Here is a 466-nt window from a genome sequence, read left to right on the forward strand (position 1 = left end):
TCGCGCACTTCCATCTCGACCAGCTCGATCAGCTCGGCATCGTCGACCATGTCGGCCTTGTTGAGGAACACGACGATGTAGGGCACGCCGACCTGGCGGGCCAGCAGGATGTGCTCGCGGGTCTGCGGCATGGGACCGTCAGCGGCGGAGCAGACCAGGATGGCACCGTCCATCTGCGCGGCACCGGTGATCATGTTCTTGACGTAATCGGCGTGGCCGGGGCAGTCCACGTGGGCGTAGTGCCGGGTGGGGGATTCGTATTCGACGTGGGCGGTGGCGATGGTGATGCCGCGCGCGCGCTCTTCGGGCGCCGCGTCGATCTGGTCATAGGCCTTGAAGGCGCCACCGAAGCGCTCCGCACCGACCTTGGTCAGCGCCGCCGTCAGGGTCGTCTTGCCGTGGTCAACGTGACCGATCGTTCCGACATTGACATGCGGCTTTGTACGCGTGAATTTTTCTTTGGACA

At 64.4% G+C, this 466-nt stretch carries 1 protein-coding gene; it reads right to left on the reverse strand.

The genetic code is table 11. From position 1 onward, the window contains the following. Window positions 1–466 (reverse strand): GTP-binding protein (locus ACYQ1H_RS15555; RefSeq protein WP_460028948.1); only part of this gene is annotated, 466 nt, incomplete at both ends.

The organism is Methyloparacoccus murrellii (assembly GCF_054657115.1).